15 protein-coding genes and 2 pseudogenes are annotated in these 16,172 nt (G+C 64.3%); 7 read left to right on the top strand and 10 right to left on the bottom strand.

All coding sequences use genetic code 11. The features are described 5' to 3' along the window. Nucleotides 1-12: 12 nt before the first annotated feature. The 5 genes and pseudogenes from ACI8UR_RS03230 to ACI8UR_RS03250 all read right to left on the bottom strand — a co-directional run bounded on the left by ACI8UR_RS03230 (nucleotide 13) and on the right by ACI8UR_RS03250 (nucleotide 4,648). A complete protein-coding gene (locus ACI8UR_RS03230) occupies nucleotides 13-381 on the bottom strand; it encodes a response regulator (RefSeq protein ID WP_411713928.1) in 369 nt (122 codons plus the stop codon). A gap of 100 nt (nucleotides 382-481) precedes the next feature. After that, nucleotides 482-1,072: a 50S ribosomal protein L15e gene (locus ACI8UR_RS03235; RefSeq protein ID WP_411713929.1), complete on the bottom strand. Its 591-nt coding sequence runs from the start codon at nucleotides 1,070-1,072 to the stop codon at nucleotides 482-484. 166 nt (nucleotides 1,073-1,238) lie between these two features. Further along, nucleotides 1,239-2,525 carry an MFS transporter gene (locus tag ACI8UR_RS03240; protein ID WP_411713954.1) on the bottom strand — a complete coding sequence of 429 codons (1,287 nt, stop codon included), beginning with the start codon at nucleotides 2,523-2,525 and terminating at the stop codon, nucleotides 1,239-1,241. A gap of 754 nt (nucleotides 2,526-3,279) precedes the next feature. Then, nucleotides 3,280-3,551: pseudogene (locus ACI8UR_RS03245) on the bottom strand (aldo/keto reductase); the annotation flags it as partial. 2 nt (nucleotides 3,552-3,553) lie between these two features. Next, nucleotides 3,554-4,648, bottom strand: coding sequence for an ABC transporter substrate-binding protein (locus tag ACI8UR_RS03250; protein WP_411713955.1), 1,095 nt, complete (start codon nucleotides 4,646-4,648; stop codon nucleotides 3,554-3,556). Nucleotides 4,649-4,892: 244 nt separating this feature from the next. Here ACI8UR_RS03250 and ACI8UR_RS03255 point away from each other — a divergent pair. Then, nucleotides 4,893-5,180 (top strand): annotated as a pseudogene (locus tag ACI8UR_RS03255) (transposase); the annotation flags it as partial. A 98-nt stretch (nucleotides 5,181-5,278) separates the two neighbouring features. On the opposite strand, the gene ACI8UR_RS03260 reads toward ACI8UR_RS03255, so the two are convergent. Both ACI8UR_RS03260 and ACI8UR_RS03265 read right to left on the bottom strand, forming a co-directional pair. Next, nucleotides 5,279-6,184, bottom strand: coding sequence for a serine/threonine-protein kinase RIO2 (locus ACI8UR_RS03260; protein ID WP_411713930.1), 906 nt, complete (start codon nucleotides 6,182-6,184; stop codon nucleotides 5,279-5,281). Between the two features lie 98 nt (nucleotides 6,185-6,282). Beyond that, nucleotides 6,283-6,819, bottom strand: a complete 537-nt coding sequence (locus tag ACI8UR_RS03265) for an alpha/beta hydrolase fold domain-containing protein (RefSeq protein ID WP_411713931.1) — start codon at nucleotides 6,817-6,819, stop codon at nucleotides 6,283-6,285. 230 nt (nucleotides 6,820-7,049) lie between these two features. Between ACI8UR_RS03265 and ACI8UR_RS03270 the strand changes: the two genes are divergently transcribed. The 5 genes from ACI8UR_RS03270 (at nucleotide 7,050) to ACI8UR_RS03290 (ending at nucleotide 10,790) form a co-directional block, all read left to right on the top strand. Continuing rightward, nucleotides 7,050-7,781, top strand: a complete 732-nt coding sequence (locus tag ACI8UR_RS03270; protein ID WP_415087551.1) for a ribonuclease H-like domain-containing protein — start codon at nucleotides 7,050-7,052, stop codon at nucleotides 7,779-7,781. A gap of 37 nt (nucleotides 7,782-7,818) precedes the next feature. Next, nucleotides 7,819-8,679: a biotin/lipoate A/B protein ligase family protein gene (locus tag ACI8UR_RS03275; protein WP_411713933.1), complete on the top strand. Its 861-nt coding sequence runs from the start codon at nucleotides 7,819-7,821 to the stop codon at nucleotides 8,677-8,679. Nucleotides 8,680-8,742: 63 nt separating this feature from the next. Further along, on the top strand, nucleotides 8,743-9,573 hold the full coding sequence (locus ACI8UR_RS03280) for a deoxyribonuclease IV (RefSeq protein ID WP_411713956.1): 831 nt from the start codon (nucleotides 8,743-8,745) through the stop codon (nucleotides 9,571-9,573). 12 nt (nucleotides 9,574-9,585) lie between these two features. Next, on the top strand, nucleotides 9,586-9,966 hold the full coding sequence (locus tag ACI8UR_RS03285) for a hypothetical protein (protein ID WP_411713934.1): 381 nt from the start codon (nucleotides 9,586-9,588) through the stop codon (nucleotides 9,964-9,966). A gap of 44 nt (nucleotides 9,967-10,010) precedes the next feature. Next, on the top strand, nucleotides 10,011-10,790 hold the full coding sequence (locus ACI8UR_RS03290; RefSeq protein WP_411713935.1) for a class I SAM-dependent methyltransferase: 780 nt from the start codon (nucleotides 10,011-10,013) through the stop codon (nucleotides 10,788-10,790). A gap of 53 nt (nucleotides 10,791-10,843) precedes the next feature. Here ACI8UR_RS03290 and ACI8UR_RS03295 read toward each other — a convergent pair whose 3' ends face one another. From ACI8UR_RS03295 to ACI8UR_RS03305, 3 genes are all read right to left on the bottom strand, one after another. Then, a complete protein-coding gene (locus ACI8UR_RS03295) occupies nucleotides 10,844-12,025 on the bottom strand; it encodes a lactate 2-monooxygenase (RefSeq protein ID WP_411713936.1) in 1,182 nt (393 codons plus the stop codon). 67 nt (nucleotides 12,026-12,092) lie between these two features. Next, on the bottom strand, nucleotides 12,093-13,580 hold the full coding sequence (locus ACI8UR_RS03300) for a cobyric acid synthase (protein WP_411713937.1): 1,488 nt from the start codon (nucleotides 13,578-13,580) through the stop codon (nucleotides 12,093-12,095). 84 nt (nucleotides 13,581-13,664) lie between these two features. Next, nucleotides 13,665-13,862 carry a hypothetical protein gene (locus ACI8UR_RS03305; protein ID WP_411713938.1) on the bottom strand — a complete coding sequence of 66 codons (198 nt, stop codon included), beginning with the start codon at nucleotides 13,860-13,862 and terminating at the stop codon, nucleotides 13,665-13,667. A 158-nt stretch (nucleotides 13,863-14,020) separates the two neighbouring features. Here ACI8UR_RS03305 and acs point away from each other — a divergent pair, with 158 nt between their 5' ends. Then, a complete protein-coding gene (gene acs, locus ACI8UR_RS03310) occupies nucleotides 14,021-16,003 on the top strand; it encodes an acetate--CoA ligase (protein WP_415087552.1) in 1,983 nt (660 codons plus the stop codon). The last annotated feature ends 169 nt before the right edge of the window (nucleotides 16,004-16,172 follow it).

Raw genomic sequence — 16,172 nt, forward strand, 5'->3', positions numbered from 1 at the left:
ACCAGTGACCGATCACATCAGGTCGTCGAGCAGTTCACGAAGCGCGTTGGGGCTGAACGGCTTGCCCACGTACTCCGTCACACCGATGTCGTACTCCTCGATATCGATGTCCTCGCGGCTTCGGCCGGTCAGAATGACGACCGGCAGGTCGGCCAATCGCTCGTCGGTGCGGATGCGTTCGAGCAGTTCCGCGCCGTCGATACCCGGCAACATCACGTCGAGGATGACTGCGTCAGGTCGTGGCTGCTCCTGCAATCGCTCCCAGCAGGCCGTCCCGTCGGCGATGCCCTCGACTTCGTAGAACCCTTCGAGGGTGTGTTCGACCAGCTCTCGGACGTCGTCGTCGTCTTCGGCGACTACAACCGTTGTGTCCCCACTCATTACGGTATCAGTACTCTTCCTCGTGGTTGTACCTTCCGGAGTCGAAGCCGGTGTCTCGCGGCGCTATCGGGGCGGCAACAAAAAACGGATGAGCGGCGCGTTACTTGCCGCGGTTGTTCTCGGCGCGGATGCTCGGACGGGTGTGCTCCGTGCCTTTGCCGCGCTTCTGCTGGCCGCGGCCACGCTGGCCGGCGGAGGTTCGACCGCGGAACGCTCGGCCCTTCTGGCTGTCGTCACAGATCCAACCGAGGTCGTCGTCGTTCTGGATGGCGCCATGCTCGGGGTCGAGGAGGATCACTTCGAACCACTTCTGCGAGCCGTCTTCACCGACCCAGTAGCTGTTGAGCGTCCGGAGGTTGCGGAACTTCCGGCTTGCGCGCTCCTCGGCGATGCGCTGGAGGTTCTTCCGGCGGGTGATCTTGTTGACACCCTGCCGCTTCGAGCGGCGACCGGCCTTGAAGCGCTGTTTGCGCGCGCTGCCCTTGCGGACGGAGACGCGAGCGACGACGACGCCCTGCTTGGCCTTGTAGCCGAGCGAGCGGGCCCGGTCGAGGCGCGTGGGGCGGTCGACGCGTTCGATAGCGCCCTGGTCGCGCCAGTCCTGCTGGCGCTGCCATTGCAGTTCTGCGAGCTTTCCTTCCTTCGGCGTTTTCCACGCCTCGCGAATGTGCGAATAGAAGCTTCGTGCCATGATTGTTCACCACGGGCGTTGCGTGGTTCAATTCCCGCGCGGCCGACCCGTGCGCGAATCACATCCCGACCTGCGTAGACAGGTGCCCACTGGTGCCCGTCTCCCAGCGAGTTATCGCTACTTCTCCACGATATCGGTTAAGGGCTTCGAAACCCCGTGCTCGAGGTCAGTCGTCGCTTGGCGCCTCGCCGATGACGCCGCTCGTCGTCGCCTCCTCGGCGACGTGTGGCTGGAACACCCACGCCGCAAGCAGGACGATGGGCACCATCGAGACGGCGACGACCGAGTAGCCCGTGTGGAGGTTCGGCAACAGCGGCGCGGCGTACACGAGCGGGTAGACGATGCCACCGACCGTGCCAACCCCGCCGACGACGCCGGCGACCGTACCCGAACTGTTCGGGAACATCGCGGGCACCTGTGCGAAGATGGCACCCTCGGTGAATGCACACGCCATGCCGACGATGAAGCCGGCGCCGACGGCGAGCAGGACGCGGCCGCTGAGCCCAGCCACCGTCATTCCGAGCATCGCGACGACGATGAAACACAGCGACAGGAACGTCCACTGCTCGCGGTACCGGCCCGTGAAGAACGGCAGGATGTTCGTCTCGTTGCGTGCGAGGCGGTCGCTCATGTAGCCGCCGAGGGGACGCAGCAGGCCGGCGGCGACCGAGAACGTCGCGGCGAACGTACTCGCCACCACCAGGTTGTCGGTCGCGAAGCCCTCACGGTAGTAGGTCGCAAGCCACCCGTTCATCGAGAGTTCGAGGCCGAAGCTCATCACGTACGCGAGCGCGAGGACGACCGTTCCGTAGCGCGTTGCGGTGTACACCCACTGTTTGAGGGTTGCGCTCTCTGCGGTCGCCTGCCGGCGCTCCTCGCTTTTTGCGGCCACACCGATGGTGTAGTAGGTGATGCCGAGCAGGATGGAGACGATGCCGGTGTAGAAGAAGGCGGCCCGCCAGCTCGTCTCGAACAACGGCCCGCTCCAGCCGGTGCCGAACACCCGTGGGAGGATGAGTGCCCCGCCTGCGGCGCCGGCGTTGCCGACACCGGCGTAGATGCCTTCGGCGGTGCCGAGCTGTTCTTCCTCGAACCACTCGGAGACGTGCTGGATGCCGATGACGAACGTGATGCCGGCCGTCGCGACGATGAGCCGCTCGATGAAGAACACCGTGTACGACTCCGCGAACGCACTCGCCATCGAGAACACGCCCACGTACGCGAGGACGATGGCGAAGACGGTCGGCGCCCCGAACTTATCGGAGAGCCAGCCCGTCAGGATGCGGCCGAACGGTGCGAGCCAGATGGCCGCGCTCGCGAGCACACCGATTTCGGCGAGCGTGAGCCCGAACTCATCCGATATCGGCCCCGTGAAGGGCGCAAACGAGAACCAGATGAGAAACGAGAAATTGAAGCCGACAGTCGCGAGAACGAGCGTCCGCCATTTGGTCATCTTCACGAGGCTCATGGCGACGCCCCCTCGACGCTGCCCGGCTGTCCACCCCCCGGTTCAAATATATCGAAACTGTCCATTGATTCGAGTTCCTTTGAGATGTTTGAGTCCATCTTCGCTGATTATCTGGATACACTACCACCTATTAACGGTGGCCGTTGACAAACACGAACAATTCGCCCGACCTCGCTGGACGGGATGGCGATATAAGGTGGGATATGATTTATTTAAGGATACGTTCGACCAACTATCGACGCTCGAACTGGACGGGCATCTACAGGCGGAGCAGGCCGAGGTGCCTCGGGGTCGTCCGAAAATCGGAGATGTTCGTGATCACGAGAGACTGTGTCTCTCGAACGACTTGCCCCCGAGGGTGAAGGCCGTCCGCTTCTTCACTTTCACCGTGGATGGCGAGGGTATAACACCCAGGCCACCGTAGCACTGGCTACAGTTGCGACGTGGGTTAAAGACCTTACTCCGAAGCAACTGCCGGCAGTTGCGGAGGAATGCGACACCTCTCAAAATCCGCGTCTTCGGCGTGGTGCGACGGGTGTTGTCGGGCGAGGTGGAGTCGCCGACCCTCACGGACGCACCGGGCGTTCGGGTGTGAATTCCAGCCGACCCAACGTGGGAAGGTCGAGGGGAATTACATTCGCCTGCGACCCCACGGCCCGGTTTGGGTCGTGCGGTCAAAACGGTGAAGCCTCGGGGCTTGCCCCCGAGGTACTTCACAGGCGGTGCAAGGCGAGCGCTTCGGGGTCGATTCGTCCATCTCACCGAATACCTTCGTCGCAAGCACTAGGCTGTCGCGATCGTATCCACTGATCGTCTCCCCCAGGATCTCTTCGCTGCCGCCGTCCGAGTAGACGTTTGCCGTGTCGAAGAAGCCGAGGTCGATCGCCCGGTCGATGATCGCCCGGCTCTCATCGGCGTCAATCATCCATTCTTCCCGTCGCCGAAGCCCAGACAGCCGAGACAGATCCGGCTGACGCTCAGCCCGGTGTCACCGAGTGTCGTGTACTCCATGTCTAAATGTCCCCGGCCCGGATGTCAGCTATCTTCTGGCGGTCATACAGGTATTCGTCCGCGTCGAACTCCTCGGGGAACAATTGCTTTGCTGCGCGTTCGGTTTTCGAGAAGTTGATAATCGGTCCTTGATACATGCCCCCTGCTGGGTAGACGTCGCCGTTCTGAACCGCCGTGAGCTGACTTGCGGTGTTGTGTTCCTGCAGGAATGTGAGGAACTGGTTCCGAAATTCCGACCGTGTCCAGTGCTTGTCGGTGTAGAACATCAACACCTCTGGGTCGATCTCCAACAGGGATTCGTAATCGATCGTGCCACGGTCGGACGTGAAGCTCTGAATGTTTGACCCCTCCAGTGCATCACCCACCCCGAGATCGTGCCAATGCTTGTACGCGGTCGTGTCGCCGAGCCGGTAGGGATAGAACGTCTCGGGCTCAGTCGAGGCGGGTGAGAGAAGCGCGATCGCTGGTCGGTCACTTTCCGGAGGAAGCTGTTCCTGCACCCTACTTAGGAACGTGTCGTGTAACTCGACGAGCGCTTCGTATCGATCCGTTCGCTGGAACACCTGTGCAACCTTTTCAGTCGCCTCATACAAGCTGTAGTAGGGGTACTCCTCGTGCCACGAATAGGTTGAGAAACTCGCATTCCCACAGAACGGAGCGACCCGTTCGCTCATCTCTTCAACGTCCGACCGCTCCCAGTCCGGGATCAGGTTGATCATGTAATTTGGATCGATAAAGTGGACGCCGGCATCGATTTCAAAGAATAGCTCCTTCGAGATCCCGCCCTGCCAGACTGAGACCATATCGTCCTTGCTCGTCGACAGCCCCGGAATGTCCTCATAGTGCCACGTTCGATACTCACCAGTGAGCACAACGGCACTCGGCTTGCCGAGTCCGAGCGCGACACCCATATCGGCCCAGCTCGCGTTCTCAGCAACCCACGTCTCCGGAACTGATTCGAACGTCACTTCGCCAGTCGGCACGATTGTCGCGGAGTATGAACTATCTTCGGTCGAACTGGTCGTTTTAGAACCACTGCCACTGCCAGTACAGCCAGCGAGTAGTCCTCCGCCGATAACTGCCCCGCTGTACTTGATGTAGTCTCACCGCGTTGGTGCTTCACGTGCCATATCGTCTTCCGACATGTGTTTTAGGCCAGCCTAAAATATCATAATGTCTCCGGTTTCTATCTACAGATAGATGTGTGAGAGTACTCCGAACTTCACAGATCGATATCATTCCACAGACTCTCTGTTTTCAAGCGATCTGACACAAATTATGCCTACTCCTTCGCTGTACTGGTATTCTGACGTGAGGATCCAATGATTGTATCCACAACACAGGGATGTTATCGAGCAGATGAGAGAAGATGATCAGGAGATCGCTGTCGAATCGGCATCCGTTCACGTTGAGTCGGGATCACACTCGATGCAGGTTCTGTATGTCCCGCCGACGAGCGGTGGAGGGAACGACAGTATTCGCAACGAATCTCCGAGCCGGCCCAGACGAAGCAAAGGCGATCTGTCGACGATACAGTCGCCGCTGGCAGATTGAGAATGAGTACAAGAGCAGTAGGGTGACTTTCTGGCGAAGACATCTTCGAATGATTATCGTGTGCGGCTGTTCTACACGAACCCCGATTTCGTATCGCGCTCAGTGGTTTATGGATGTCTGGCGGCGGCTATCTCTGAGAACGGCACGCTCCTCACGAGAAGCGGAAAAACGGGCTATTCGAGGCCCCTAACGCCTTCGAACGTCTCATCGACGAGCGCGTCGGCGAGCGCCGACCGGTCGATGTCGGGCGTCGCCTGGGGGTATCGCTGCGTGAAGTGTCCGACGATATTCTCGACGTCGCGTGCCAGCAGCTCCTCGCTGTTTTCGTGTTCGGTCGAGACGGCCTGTGGCCAGTCGAACACCGTTACGCCGTCGCTTGCGACGAAGACGTTATACTCGCTCATGTCGGCGTGGACGTAGCCTTCCTCATAGGCGGCCGCCATCTCATCCAGAACCAGATCGAGCACGCCGACGACCTGTTCGGGTTCGAGTTTCGCCCGCGAGAGTTCGACGCCGTCGATCTTCTCCATCACGATAGCGTGGCGGTTCTGGTCGACCGGCTGGGGGACGCGGACGTCCGGATACAGCGTCTCGAGCGCCTCGTACTCCTGTTCGGCCGCTTTACGCGCGGTGTAGAGCCACGAGCGGTGCTCCTTTTCGGCGGTATACTCCCGCTCTTTCTGGACTTCTCGGAAGTTGGTGTACCCCTCGCGGTGGTACTTCAGCGCGAGCGGTTGGAACGACCGGGCTTCGTACACGTCGCTTTCCTTGCCGACGCCGAGCGGGGCGCCGACGCCGTCGACGGTGTCTCGCTCAGCGAAGGTGTGCAGCGCCAGGGCGTCGTACCCCTCGAACGTGAGCCGGTAGCCGGTGTACTGTATCGTCTTCCGCTCGACGAGCTCGCGATCCATACAGCGGTCGACCCGGTACTCGACCTCCTCCTCGTCGAGCCGGGAGAACTCCGGAATCTTCCCCGTCGCAACCCACCGTGAGAACCGCATGCCGTGCTCGATACCCGAGAGTAGATGGAAATCCTTCCCCTCCAACTCGGCCATCTGCCCAGCGACGTTCTGTACCATCTTACTCGGGATAGGAGACGAACACGCAAAAGCGCCTCGCGTGCGACCGATGCTCCTGTGATAAACCAATTACGACGATATAGAATCTCTCCGATTGGCTATTCGAACAGCGCTGCCGTATCGGCGGCAACAGCGTCGAAGACGCCCGCTGCGGCCGGAACGCGGTCGGAAAGCGAGAGGAAGCCGTGGCAGAGCGACGGCGCGTGGTGGTGTTCGACCGTCACACCGGCAGCAGCGAGTCGCTCCGCGTACGCCTCCCCCTCCGAGTGTAATGGGTCGTGGCCCGCCGTGACGACGACTGCGGGTGCGACGCCTTCCAGCGTCGTGCCCGCAGCGGCGCAGCGAGTGGATTGTACCGGTCGACGTCGGAACAGTACTGCTCCCAGAACCACGCTCCGCCCGCGTGAGCAGCGGCCGTCGCCGTGTTCCCGGTACGAGTCGGTGTCGAGCGCGTGGTCGGTAATCGGATACGCCAACAGCTGCCCGGTGAGCGGCCGCTCCTCGTCGCGGGCGTCCGCCGGGAGTACGACCGGGGCTCCATACCCGATGCAATTGCTGACGGATACGATGCAGACGCCCGAATCGCATCGGTCTGTACGGGCGCGCTGCTGCTCGCGAAAGCCGGCCTGCTCCATGGTCGACCGGCCACGACACACCCGACGACCTCCGCGAGACGGGCGCGAACGGACAGGAACGCCGGCTCGTCGATGATGGCGATATCCTCACCGCCGCCGGCATCACCTCGGGGTTCGACCTCGCGTTACACATCGTTGAGGCGGAGTGCGGCGCGGAGATCGCCGAGCAGGTCGCTCACGAACTGGCGTACGAACGAGCGATTTAGGAGTCTCGGCGTCGGAGTACCCCTGTGCGACTGGAGAACTCATACATCGGGGTCGACGGGGTTGGCGAGACCACGGAGCGCAAGCTCTGGGAACGGGGCGCGCGGACGTGGGCGGAGTTCGACCCATCGCTCTGTGGGTCGACGACCGCAGACCGCATCGAATCGTTCATCGAAGCCGCCCGCCCGCGGCTCGAATCGGGCGATTCCGCCTTCTTCGACCGGGCGTTGCCCTCCGCCGAGCGATGGCGACTCTACGAGGATTTCCGCGAGGACGCCTGCTTTTTCGATATCGAGACGACCGGGCTGAACCAGACCCACGATACGGTCACGTGCGTCAGCTTTCACCGAGGCGGCGACACGGAGACGCTCGTCAGTGGCGACGACCTCACGCGGGAGAACGTCAGGCACCTGCTCGATGCGCCGCTTCTCGTCTCGTTCAACGGCGCCCGCTTCGACGTCCCGTTCCTCGAGGAATCGTTCGACGTCTCCATCGACGCGCCGCATCTCGACCTCATGTACCCCTGCCGTCGCGTTGGGCTGACGGGCGGACTGAAGGCCATCGAACCCGAAGTCGGCGTCGAGCGCGACCGCCCGGACATCTCCGGCAAGGACGCCGTCCGGCTGTGGCGCGAACACGAACGCGGCGTCGACGGTTCCCTGGAGACGCTCGTCTCGTACAACCGCGAGGACACGGTTAACCTCGTAACCGTCGCCGACAGCACGGTCGAGCGGCTCGACCGCGAACTGCTCCCCTGAGCGCAACCGATTTCCCACGCCCGGCAGTAGGGTGGGTATGGACTGGCGGCTCATCCCCGAGGAGATGCTCGATGGCCCGATGGCGATGGCGTTCGACGAAGTCGCCGCCGAGACCGTCGCCGCAGGCGGCCCCGCGACCGTCCGGCTCTATCGGTGGCTCCCGAGCACCGTCTCGCTCGGCTACGGCAACGATGCCTCCATCGTCGACTGGGAGTTCTGCGAGGAGCGAAACATCAGCGTCACGCGCCGACCGACGGGCGGCGGCGCCATCTATCACGACACGGCCGGCGATGTGTCCTACTCCATCATCGCGCCCGCAGACGAGTTCCCGAGCGACGTGACCGACTGCTACCGGGAGTTCCTCCAGCCGATTTTGGACGCCTTCGAAGCGGTCGGCGTCGACGTCGATTTCGCATCCCAGGAGCAGCCAGCCCTCTGGGAACCGCTCTGTTATCTCCGCGATGTCGACCCTGCCCACGACCTCGTCGGCCCCGACGGCCGGAAAATCGCCGGCAATGCTCAGTATCGCACCCGCGATGCCGTCGTTCAGCACGGCTCGTTGACGTTCGATGTCGACGCCGAGACGCACCTGGGCTGTTTCGACGACCCGCCGGTGACGCCCGAGGCGTTCGAAGACCGGGTCTGTGGCACCGTCGAGACCGCCGAGTACGACGAAGCCGTCGAAAGCGCCCTTGGCGTGTTCGGTGGCTACGATATGGAGCGCTCACAGCTGGTCGCCGCCCTCGAAGAGTCGCTCGCTGAGTGGGCCGGCGCCGAAGTCGACCGGGGCGGTGACTCCGAGTGGACGGACACCGAACAGGAGCGCGCTCGCGAGATCTGCGACCAGAAATACGGCAACGACGAGTGGGTTCGGAACCGTAACGACCCACTGAAGTGAGCTGGGCGTCGCTGCGGCGAGTCGAAGCCACTATGCCCGTGCTGTGCTGAGAGCGTGACAATGCTGAGAGTCGGCGCACACACGTCAATCGCGGGCGGCGTCTACAACGCCGTCGAGGAGCAACTGGAGTACGACGGCAACTGTGGGCAGATATTCTCCCACTCGCCGCGGGTCTGGCAAGACCCGAACATCGGCGACGAGGAGGCCGGAGAGTTCCGCTCGCTGTCCACCGAACACGGGGTCGGGCCGTGGGTCATCCACAGTTCGTATCTGGTGAACCTCTGTACGCCGAAAGACGACCTCCGCGAGAAATCCATCGATTCGATGCAGAAGGAGGTCGACGCGGCCGCGACACTCGGGGTTCCGTACGTCAACGTCCACCTCGGCGCCCACACCGGCGCGGGCGTCGATGGGGGTCTGGACAACGCCGCGTCCGCTCTGGAGGCACTCGACATTCCCGACGGCGTGACGGTGCTCATCGAATCGGACGCCGGCAGCGGCACGAAACTCGGCGGCACGTTCGACGAACTGGCGGGCGTGCTCGACCGCTGTGACCAGCCGCTCGATGTCTGTCTGGACACGGCCCACATGTTTGCGGCGGGCTATGACCTGTCGACGGCGGCGGGTGTCGACGAGACGTTCGCGGCTTTCGACGACCAGGTCGGCCTCGAACACCTCGAATGCGTCCACCTCAACGATTCGAAACACGGCTGCGGGACGAACAAGGACGAACACGCCCACATCGGCGAGGGACTCATCGGCGAGGAAGGGATGCGCGCGTTCATCAACCACGATGCGGTCGCCGACGTGCCGCTCGTCTTGGAGACGCCGACGGAGGATGGCAAGTCCTTCGCCTGGAACATCGAGCGCGTTCGCGAGCTCCACGAGGCGTAGGCCGGAATCCCTTTGTTCGGTGATGCAGCCGCTGCTGCCGCCGACTCCCTTCGAGAGGAGATCGGCGACACAGTACTCGCGGTGGGGTGGTACGACGGCCGCGACGAGAACCGAACCGGTTCGGTGTACGTCTCCGAGGAGTTCGAAGAGAAACGCAGCGGCAAGGGGCCGCTCGAAACGTCGCTTCTGGCGAGTCTCGGCAGCGGCGCCTACCGGGACATCCACGACGAGGAACTGACGAGCACCATTCGCGTCTACGAGACGGTCGTCGACGTCGACGTCAGAGTCGGCCCCCAGCGTGGCATCGTCATCGCCGTCCGCGCTGAGGGCCAGCACCGACTCGACGGTATCGTCCGATTGACCCGTGACGCGGTGCGAGCCACCGGCGACTAGGTCGGTTCGTGTCTTTTTAATCCCGTAGCGTCCTACGACGGATAATGCGGCAGTTCTCCGCCGACTACCTGCGGGAGACGCGTCGCGGCATGTGGGCCGATAGCCGCGAGGCGCTCGACCCGCTCGACCTCGACACCTGCGAGCGCGTCCTCGACGTGGGCTGTGGCGAGGGTGCGCTCACCCGCGTCCTCGCCGAGGAGTGCCCCGGCGAGGTGGTCGGCTGTGACCGCGATGCCGACCTGCTGGCCGAACTCGACGCGCCGGCGGTGCAGGGTGACGCCCATCGATTACCGTTCCCCGACGACAGTTTCGACCTCGTCGTGTGTCAGGCGCTGCTCATCAACCTCCCCGACCCGGAACGGGCGGTGCGGGAGTTCGCCCGCGTCGCCGAAGACCGCATCGCCTGCATCGAACCGGACAACAGCGCCGTCTCGGTGCAGTCAACGGTCAGTGCCGAGGGCGCGCTCGCGGCCCGCGCCAGAGAGCTGTATCTCCGCGGCATCGACACCGACGTGGCACTGGGCGCCGACGCGGCCGGCGTCTTCCGGTCGGTCGGCCTTTCAGACGTCACGACGACGCGCTACGACCAGACGCTCGTGGTCGAACCGCCGTACAGCGAGGCCGACGTGCAGGCGGTCGGCCGGAAAGCGAGCGGCGCGGGCCTCCGTGAGCGCCGCGAGACGATGGCGGGCAGCGAGGCCGAACTCGATGAACTCCGTTCGGAGTGGCGCGAAATGGGTCGGGAGGCGGTACGGCAGGTACAACAGGAGGCGTATCGCCGCCGGGAAGTCGTCCCCTTCTACGTCGTCGTCGGCGAGGTCTGAGATACCGTTCTGCGGCGGCTGTGCGGGGGCCGTCGGCCGTGTCGATAGAACCGCTATCGCCGCAGCTCCGTCTCGTGGCGCAGCGTGTTGCGGTTGACCGACTGGGTGTTGTCGCGGCCGGACAGCCCCATCGTCAGGTCGAAATCAGCGATGAGGTTCTCGAGGACGTGGTGGACGCCGTCCTGGCCGCCCAGCGCCAGCCCGTAGATGAACGGCCGGCCGATGAGACAGGCGTCGGCCCCGAGCGCGAGCGCCTTGTAGATGTCCGACCCGCGACGGATGCCCGAATCGAAGGTGATGGTCGCCTCGTCGCCGACCTCGTCGACGATGGCGGGCAGTGCCTCAAGCGCCGTGATGGAGCCGTCGACCTGACGGCCGCCGTGTGTCGAGACGCCGACGCCTTCGGCGCCGTGTTCGACCGCGAGCCGGGCGTCCTCGGGATGGAGCACGCCCTTGATGTGGACGGGCAGGTCGGTGTTCTCGAAGACGAACTCGAGGTCGTCCCAGGTCAGCGAGGAGTCGCCGAAGACGTCAAGGAAGTGGTCGACGGCGGCCTCGGGGTCGTCCTCCGGCGGCTCGTCGAGCTGGCTGCGGAACTCGGGGTCGGAGAAGTAGTTGGCGACGCCCTCGCCCTCAAGGAAGGGGTAGTAGCCGCGCTCGATAAGGCGTTCGCGCCAGCCCAGCGTCGGCGCGTCGACGGTGACGACGATGGCGTCGTAGCCGGCGTCCTCGGCGCGCTGGAGGAACGACCGCGCGATGTCCTCGTCGGACGACCAGTAGAACTGGAACCACTTCGGCGTGTCACCGAGCTCCTCTGCGACATCCTCCATCGAAGTCGAGGACAGCGACGAGAGGATGAACGGGACGTTCAGCTCGTCGCAGGCGGCGGCCGTGGCGAGTTCGCCGTCCTCGTGGACGAGCGACTGGACGCCGAGCGGCGTCACCATCGCGGGGTAGTCGATCTCCTGGCCGAGCACCTCGGTCGTGAGGTCGCGCTCGGAGACGCCCTGCAACATCCGCGGGACGATGCGCCACTCCGAGAAGTCCTGCTCTTTGCGGAACGTCTCTTCGGCGCCGGCGCCGCCGTGGATGTACGCGCGGGCTGTCTCGTCCATCGCCTCGTGGGCGGCCTCACGGAGGTCTTCGTAGCTGACGGGGTGGTCGGGCGATTTGCCCTCGTGCATCCCCTCGCGGTACACGCGGTTGACTTTCTCGTTGCCGAACTGCTCGGACATATCCGGGGGTTCTCACGCAAGCGCAAAGAGTTGTGGGAGGCGGCCAGATGGCATGGGCAGGGACGCGTCAGAATCCGAGTGGGTCGAGGTCGAGTTCCGAGACGAGCGCGGCGGCGCGGTCGTACGGCGACCCGTTTTCGCCCCCCGTTTCGGGTCGAACTCGTTCCGCAGATTCGTAGACGGAGTCGACGAAGGCCTCGCGGGGGCTGCGGTTCTCGAAGAGTCCGTGGAGGTAGGTACCGATGATGCCGTCGACGGCCGCGCCGCCGGCCAGAAACGGGCGGTCGATGTCGTCGAGCAGGCGCGTGTCGCCCATGTGAATCTCGTAGCCGGAGACGGCGCCGTCGGCGCCGGCGAGCGGGCCACAGCCACGGAGTTCTCGGTCGACTGGCTCGACGGTCTTGGCCGGTGAAAAGCGCGTTTCGACGGGAAGGAGTCCGACGCCCGGCATGGCGTCCTCCTCACCCGTTCCTTCGACGGCGGCGTTGGTGAGTCGCTCGCCGAGGAGCTGGTAGCCGCCGCAGAGGCCGACGATGGGGCCGTCGAACGCCCGGAGCGTCTCGTAGAGGCCGGCGTCGCGGGACGCGAGGGCGTCGTCGACGGTGTTTTTCGTGCCCGTGAGGACGACCGCATCGGCCTCCCGGAGGCGAGTATCGAGTGGGACGAACCGGACGCGGACGCCGGGCACGCGTGAGAGGGGTTCGACGTCGGTGACGTTCGAGGCCCGTGGGAAGCGCGGGACGGCGATGGTGACCGATTGGGCTTCCAGCACGCCGTCGTCGGCGCCCCAGACGGTCGTCTCGCCGGATGCGGGGAGCGAGACGCTGTCCTCCTCGGGCAGGCCGGGGTCGTCGTACGGCAGGACGCCGAGGATGGGCACGCCAGTTCGTTCCTCGAACGTTTCGAGGCCGGATTTCAGAAGCGAAACGTCGCCGCGGAACTTCGTGATGACGCACCCGACGACCCGGTCGCGGACGTCATCGGGCAGCAATTCGAGGGTTCCGACGAGGGAGGCGAACACCCCGCCGCGTTCGATATCGGCGACGAGCAGCACGTCGGCATCCGCAAAGCGTGCAGTTTCGAGGTTCGCCAGGTCGCGGTGCTGGAGATTGATTTCGGCGATAGAGCCCGCGCCCTCGGCGATGATTACGTCGTGGTCTGCCGCTAGCCGCTCGTGGGCGGCCACGGCGGCGCGGCGGGCGTCGTCCCAGTGGGTTTCGTAGTAATCGCCCGCCGCGAAATGGCCGACTGCTTCGCCGTCGATGACGAGCTGTGACTCGCCCTCACCGCGGGGTTTCAGGAGGGCTGGGTTGTGGTCGGTCGTCGCCGGAATGTGGGCGGCACGGGCCTGGACGTACTGGGCGATGCCGATCTCGCCGAACCCCTCGCCGTTGGCGCGTGCGACCGCACGCGCGTTGTTCGACATGTTCTGGGCCTTGAACGGCGCGACATCGATGCCGCGGTCGGCCAACAGTCGGCAGAGCCCGGCTGCGACGGTGGACTTGCCGACGTGGCTTGCGGTGCCGGCGACGAGAAGCGTTCGGGCACGCGTCACGCTCTCCGTCTCGGCGCGGCGTGGACATACCGCTTACGCGTCCGAGGGGCTACCCCACCCCTGGGTTGGACGGTTACATGAGAATCAGAACGATTCGTCGGGCATCTCGATGGTCGCGTCGAGACTCTCCTGTTCGGTGCGGCCGGCCAGTGACTCTGCCTCGTCGCTGGCCTCGCGGCGGTCGTCGCCTTCCTGTTCGTCGGTGACCGACTTGTCGCCGGTCACTTCGACGAACAGGTCACGGAGCGATTCGGTGTTCGAGGGGGTCTGTTTGGTGCTCATGTTGACTCGCTGAACGGAGAGACCCGCGATATAATAAAGAGGCCTATGCCTATTTTGGTAGGTATCTCTGGAGCTGAACGTGCGGGTGGCCCGACGTGGCCGGTGTAAACCCGATGCGGGAGGAACGTTTATCCGGATGACTCCCCCAGAAACGGACGATGGACGACGGGGTCGACGTCGAACTGGAAGCGTGGCTCGAACGCCGAGAACAGTTCGAACCACCCGAGGAGTTCGTCGAACAGGCGAACATCACCGACCTCGATATCTACCGGACGTTCGAGGAGAACTGGCCTCACTGCTGGGAGCGAGCGGCCGAACGCCTCGATTGGGAGCGCCGCTGGGACGACGTGCTCGATTCCTCGTCGGCGCCGCGATACCGGTGGTTCGTCGACGGCCAGCTCAACGCCGCCCACAACTGCATCGACAGACACGTCGAGACGGGGCGGAAGAACCACGCCGCGCTCCGCTGGGTCGGCAAGCGCGGCGAGACGGAGACGTACACCTACGGCGACCTCAAACGCGAAACCGAGGAGTTCGCGGCCGCGCTCCGCGACCTTGGCGTCGGCGAAGACGACATCGTCACGCTGTATCTGCCGATGATTCCGGAACTGCCGATTGCGATGCTTGCGTGCGCCCGCCTCGGGGCGCCACACTCGGTCGTCTTCGCCGGCTTCTCGGCGGACGCGCTCGCGGCGCGGATGGAGAACGCCGATTCGGAGTATCTCGTCACGTGTGACGGCTACTACCGTCGCGGTGACGCCCTGAACCACAAGGGCAAGGCCGACCGCGCGGTGCGGCGCGTCAACCACGATGTCGAAACCGTCGTTGTCGACCGCCTCGGCGGTGGCCTGCCCCACTCGCTGGCCGACGACCAACACGACTACGACGCACTCGTGGAGGCCCACCGCAACGCGACCGTCGAGCCGGTCGCCCGCGACAGCGAGGACGACCTCTTCGTGATGTACACCTCCGGGACGACCGGCGAGCCGAAGGCCGTCCGCCACACGACGGGCGGCTACCTCTCTCATACCGCCTGGACGTCCCACGCGGTACTGGACATCAAACCGTCGGACACCTACTGGTGTTCGGCCGACATCGGCTGGATTACGGGCCACTCCTACATCGTGTACGGGCCGCTTGCACTGGGTGCGACGACGATGATGTACGAGGGGACGCCGGATTATCCCGAAAAAGACCGTATCTGGGAGCTAGTCGAACGCTACGGCGTCGACGTGTTCTACACCGCGCCGACGGCCGTGCGTGCGTTCATGAAGTGGGGCGCCGACCACCCAGCGGAGCACGACCTCTCCTCGTTGCGCCTGCTCGGGACGGTCGGCGAACCCATCAATCCGCGCGCCTGGAAGTGGTACTACAAACACATCGGCGACGAGTCCTGTCCCATCGTCGACACCTGGTGGCAGGCCGAAACGGGCGGCATGATGATAACGACCTTGCCGGGGGTTTCGACGATGAAGCCGGGCTCTGCGGGGCCGCCGCTGCCGGGCATCGACGCCCGCGTCATCGACGACTCGGGTGCGGAGGTCGACCCCGGCGAGGCCGGCTATCTGGTCGTCGAGAAACCCTGGCCGGGGATGCTCCGCGGGCTGGCGGGTGACGACGACGACCGGTTCGAAACGGAGTACTGGACCGCCTACTCCAACTCCGAGGCCGACGAATGGACGTATTTCCCCGGCGACGGCGCTACGGTCGACGAGGACGGCTACGTCACGCTGCTGGGCCGCGTCGACGACGTCATCAGCGTCGGCGACCACCGCATCGGGACGATGGAGGTCGAATCCGCAATCGTGGCCGTCGATGGCGTCGCCGAGGCCGCGGTCGTCGGCGCCGACGGCGACCTCATCGCCTACGTCAGCACCGAGCGCGACCGGGCCGGCGACGCGAACCTACGTCGGGCGGTCATCGACGGCATCGAAGACGCTATCGGCGAGATAGCCGTCCCCGACCACGTCGTCTTCACGCCCGAACTCCCGAAGACCCGCTCGGGGAAGATTATGCGCCGGCTGCTTGAGGACATCGCGACCGGCGAGGAACTCGGCGATATCAGCGCGCTCCGGAACCCCGAGGTTATCGGCGAACTCCGGGCCCGGCTCGCCGGTGAGACGCGGTCGTACCTCGAATAGCATGACTGATTTCGTAGCAGGATTCGATTACGAAACCAAGACGGCTGGCTGTGGATTCCCACTGATTCGGCAGAAAGCGCGCCCGAAGCGGCCATTCCAGGATTCTGGGTGATGCCCCGAATCACGTTCCTGGTTCCCAAAGGGCTAAGTTTTCGCGATTCATTCGTAC

The organism is Natronomonas sp., assembly GCF_047616845.1.
Classification (GTDB): Archaea; Halobacteriota; Halobacteria; order Halobacteriales; family Haloarculaceae; genus Natronomonas.

Excerpts from the sequence above, each read along its gene's own strand:
- ACI8UR_RS03260 (WP_411713930.1), bottom strand. The coding sequence starts at position 6,184 with ATGGTACAGAACGTCGCTGGGCAGATGGCCGAGTTGGAGGGGAAGGAT.
- ACI8UR_RS03230 (WP_411713928.1), bottom strand. The coding sequence starts at position 381 with ATGAGTGGGGACACAACGGTTGTAGTCGCCGAAGACGACGACGACGTC.
- ACI8UR_RS03240 (WP_411713954.1), bottom strand. The coding sequence starts at position 2,525 with ATGACCAAATGGCGGACGCTCGTTCTCGCGACTGTCGGCTTCAATTTC.
- ACI8UR_RS03275 (WP_411713933.1), top strand. The coding sequence starts at position 7,819 with ATGGACTGGCGGCTCATCCCCGAGGAGATGCTCGATGGCCCGATGGCG.
- ACI8UR_RS03305 (WP_411713938.1), bottom strand. The coding sequence starts at position 13,862 with ATGAGCACCAAACAGACCCCCTCGAACACCGAATCGCTCCGTGACCTG.
- acs (WP_415087552.1), top strand. The coding sequence starts at position 14,021 with ATGGACGACGGGGTCGACGTCGAACTGGAAGCGTGGCTCGAACGCCGA.
- ACI8UR_RS03295 (WP_411713936.1), bottom strand. The coding sequence starts at position 12,025 with ATGTCCGAGCAGTTCGGCAACGAGAAAGTCAACCGCGTGTACCGCGAG.
- ACI8UR_RS03235 (WP_411713929.1), bottom strand. The coding sequence starts at position 1,072 with ATGGCACGAAGCTTCTATTCGCACATTCGCGAGGCGTGGAAAACGCCG.
- ACI8UR_RS03290 (WP_411713935.1), top strand. The coding sequence starts at position 10,011 with ATGCGGCAGTTCTCCGCCGACTACCTGCGGGAGACGCGTCGCGGCATG.
- ACI8UR_RS03265 (WP_411713931.1), bottom strand. The coding sequence starts at position 6,819 with ATGGAGCAGGCCGGCTTTCGCGAGCAGCAGCGCGCCCGTACAGACCGA.